Raw genomic sequence first — 3,741 nt, forward strand, 5'->3', positions numbered from 1 at the left:
GCAAAAGAAAGATTCTGTGCTACACAAAAGAGGATGTGGACAACTGGGCCAACATCTTTGCCCGGTGCTATGAACTGGCCGGTATCACCAACACGGACCGGGTTCAGATTGCCGTGGGCTACGGGCTCTGGACTGCAGGTGTCGGCTTTCAAAACGGGTGCGAACGCTTAGGCGCCATGGCCGTGCCCATGGGGCCTGCCAACGTGGACATGCACATTGACATGCTTTTGGATCTTGAGGCCACGGTTTTCTGCGCCACTGCCTCCATGGCACTTCTTCTGTCCGAAGAGATTGAAAAGCGCAAACTGACTGACAAAATCGAACTGAAAACCATTATCCTGGGCGCCGAACGCCACAGCGCGTCCATGCGCAAACGCATCCAGGAGATCACCGGGGCTAAACATATCCATGACATCTACGGCATGACCGAGCTTTACGGCCCCGGTACCGGCCTTGACTGCACAGAACACGCAGGGCTCCATTACTGGGCCGACTATTTTATATTTGAAGTGATTGACCCGGTCACCCTGAAACCGCTGCCTGCCGGAGAAGAAGGAGAGCTTGTGGTCACCACCCTGAAAAAACAGGGTACGCCTTTAATCCGTTACCGCACCCATGATGTGACCCGGCTGATCCCCGGGGCCTGCGCCTGCGGCAACCCCTTTCCCCGGCATGCCCGGATTTCTGGCCGTACTGACGACATGTTCATTTTCAGGGCCGTAAACATCTATCCCAGCCAGATTGATCATATCCTGGGCGGCATTGACGGGGTGGGCAGCGAGTACCAGATCCACCTGAACCAGGATGCCGACGGCAGGGACTATATGACCATCCGGGTGGAGCGCACCAATGATGCCGGTAGAGGAGAAAACAACGGCCTGGCTGACCAGGTGTCCGGCCAGATCCGTAAAAAACTGCTGGTCAGGTCCCGGGTTGAAATAGTGGATTACGGCCACCTGCCCCGGACAGAAAAAAAGAGCAGGCGGGTGTTTGACAACCGCCCATCTGAATAAATTTACTCCCTGCGGGGAAAGACAAAGGAGTTAAAATGAAAAAAATATCATTATTTTTCTGTGTTCTGGCAGCAGTTGCCCTTGTTTCCGGAACAACCCCTGGAACGGTCCAGGCCAAAAAACTCAGCCTGAACTATGCCAATTTTCCCCCGGCCCCGACCTTTCCCTGCGTACAGATGGAAAGATGGAAAGAACAAATTGAAAAACGCACGGACGGCGCCGTTGCCATCAATACCTTTCCCGGCGGCACGCTTCTGGACGCCAAAGACATGATGGACGGAGTCATCAACGGCCAGGCTGACATCGGCTGCATCTGCATGGCCTACCAGCCCGGCCGTTTCACCGTGACCAATGCCACAAGTCTGCCCCTGGACATTCCCGATGCCAAAACCGGCAGCCTTGTGCTTTTGGACCTGTACAACAAATATCAGCCCAAGGCCTTTGACAAGGTCAAGGTTTTAACCATGTTTGTCACCGCCCCTGCCAACATCATGTCCAAGGCGCCGGTGGCCGAGCTTTCCGACCTCAAGGGACTGGATCTGCGTGCATCCGGCGGCGCTGCCCAGATTCTTAAAGCCTGGGGTGCCAACCAGGTGGGCATGCCCATGTCCGACACCCCCGAAGCCCTGCAGAAAGGTGTGGTCAAGGGTCTTTTCTCCTCTTTGGAGGTAATGAAGGATCTCAAATTTGCTGAAATCTGCAAGTACATCACCATCACGGACACCGTGATTTATCCCTTTGCCGTAATCATGAACAAAAGCGTCTGGGACAATCTGCCCGGCCATGTAAAACAGGTCATGGACAGCATGATAGAGGAACAGGCTGCCTGGACCGGCGAATACATGGACCAGCATGTCAGTGATTCCATTGCCTGGTCAAAGAAAGAACACCAGGTTGAAGTGATTAGGCTGTCACCTGAAAAAAAGGCTGAATGGAATGCGAAACTGGCCCCCATTACGGAGAACTGGATCAAAACAGCCGAAGAAAAAGGCCTGCCCGGAGAGCAGATTGTAAAAGATATTAAAACACTTGTTGTAAAACGCACCGCAAAATAGTCAGAACCCTATGGAACCCATTGAAAAAATAAGCGAGATCCTTAACCGGTGGGCCGGTATCATCGCCGGTATCATCCTTGCGTTCATGATCCTTTTGACCATGGGAAATATTGTGCTGCGCAGGGTCTGGGTGCCCATCCGGGGCACCTATGAAATCATGGGATTTGCAGGGGCCGTAATCACGGCCCTTGCCATGGGCTTTACCCAGAACAAAAGAGAGCACATCCATGTGGACATTTTGATCAGCCGGTTTCCCCGGGCTGTCAAAAAGGCTGTATTTGCCGTGAATACGGCAATGTGTTCAGCCTTTTTCCTTGTGGCGGCCTGGTTTGTGGGCCTTAGGGGCATGACCCTTATTGAAACAGGCGAGGTATCGGAAACCCTTAGAATGGCTTATTACCCCTTTGCCTTTGTCGTTGCATTCGGCTGCTTTCTGCTGGCGGCCATGCTCTTTATTGATCTGCTCAAATTATTTTTTCTAAAGGATCCCAAATGAGCCTGACCCTGGTGGGCATCCTCGGGATTGCCATTCTGCTGCTGCTGCTGTTTGTGTTCGGCATGCCTGTGAGCTTTGCCATGGCCCTGGTGGGCTTTGGCGGCTTTTCCTATATCCTGAATCTTAATGCCGGGGTAAACATGGTCAGCCAGGAGATCTGGTCGGTGTTTTCCAATTACGGACTTACTGTGATCCCTTTGTTTGTATTCATGGGGCAGATTGCCTTTTATTCAGGGGTGAATGAACGCCTTTACAAGGCCGCATATAAATGGGTAGGCCATATCCGGGGCGGCATTGCCATGGCCACCATCATGGCCTGCGCTGCATTTGCCGCCATCTGCGGGTCCAACACCGCCACGGCAGCCACCATGACCACGGTGGCATTTCCCCAGATGTCCAATTTCAGGTATAAGCCCATGCTCTCCTGCGGATCCATTGCCTGCGGCTCTACCCTGGGGGTTGTGATCCCGCCGTCCGTGGTGCTGATTATCATCGGCCTTTCCACGGAACAGTCCATTGCACGGCTTTTTTACGGCGGCATTGGGGCCGGCCTTCTTTTGTGCCTGCTGATGCTGCTCACGGTTTATGTGGTCTGCCGCCTGAACCCCGAATGGGGGCCGGCCGGCCCCCGGGCCAATTTCAGCGAACGCATTAAATCGCTGTCCGGTGCCATTGAGATGCTGATTCTGTTTTTTCTAATCATGACCGGGCTGTATGCGGGGTACTTCACCCCATCCGAGGCAGGCGGGGCAGGGGCCTTTTTCGCCGTGGTCATCAGCCTGGTCCAGCGGAAGCTCTCCTGGGAAAATTTCAAAAAGGCCACCATGGATACCCTGCGGGTCTCCTGCATGGTTATCATGCTTATCGCAGGCGCCATGATCCTGGGCAAATTTTTAACGATCACCCGTATTCCGTTTAACATGGCTTCGTGGGTGGCGGACCTGAACGTCCCCGGCCCCGTAATCCTGGCCGTAATATTCGGCATGTACGCCATTGGCGGCGCCATCATGGATGCCCTGGCCCTTTTGCTCATCACCATTCCCATCTTTTTTCCCGTGGCCGCCCAGATGGGTTGCGACCCTATCTGGTTTGCGGTTCTCATCACCGTGGTCACAACCCTTGGCGCAGTCACCCCGCCCGTGGGTGCCACCACCTATGTCGTGGCCGGTATGGCCAA

Annotated in this window: 4 protein-coding genes; all 4 read left to right on the plus strand. The window is 54.2% G+C overall.

Annotated elements, in window-relative coordinates; translation table 11 throughout:
- On the plus strand, positions 1–1,013 hold a 1,013-nt coding region (locus AB7U36_RS20485; protein ID WP_428161480.1), incomplete at its 5' end, for a phenylacetate--CoA ligase family protein.
- Positions 1,014–1,048: 35 nt separating this feature from the next.
- Complete coding sequence (locus AB7U36_RS20490) at positions 1,049–2,068, plus strand: TRAP transporter substrate-binding protein (protein WP_428161481.1); 1,020 nt, start codon at positions 1,049–1,051, stop codon at positions 2,066–2,068.
- A gap of 10 nt (positions 2,069–2,078) precedes the next feature.
- Positions 2,079–2,564, plus strand: coding sequence for a TRAP transporter small permease (locus AB7U36_RS20495; protein ID WP_428161482.1), 486 nt, complete (start codon positions 2,079–2,081; stop codon positions 2,562–2,564).
- Positions 2,561–3,741, plus strand: a 1,181-nt coding sequence (locus AB7U36_RS20500) for a TRAP transporter large permease (protein WP_428161483.1), incomplete at its 3' end; no start/stop codon positions are given. The genes AB7U36_RS20495 and AB7U36_RS20500, both read left to right, overlap by 4 nt.

Source organism: Desulfobacter sp., assembly GCF_050177295.1.

Excerpts from the sequence above, each read along its gene's own strand:
- AB7U36_RS20490 (WP_428161481.1), top strand. The coding sequence starts at position 1,049 with ATGAAAAAAATATCATTATTTTTCTGTGTTCTGGCAGCAGTTGCCCTT.
- AB7U36_RS20495 (WP_428161482.1), top strand. The coding sequence starts at position 2,079 with ATGGAACCCATTGAAAAAATAAGCGAGATCCTTAACCGGTGGGCCGGT.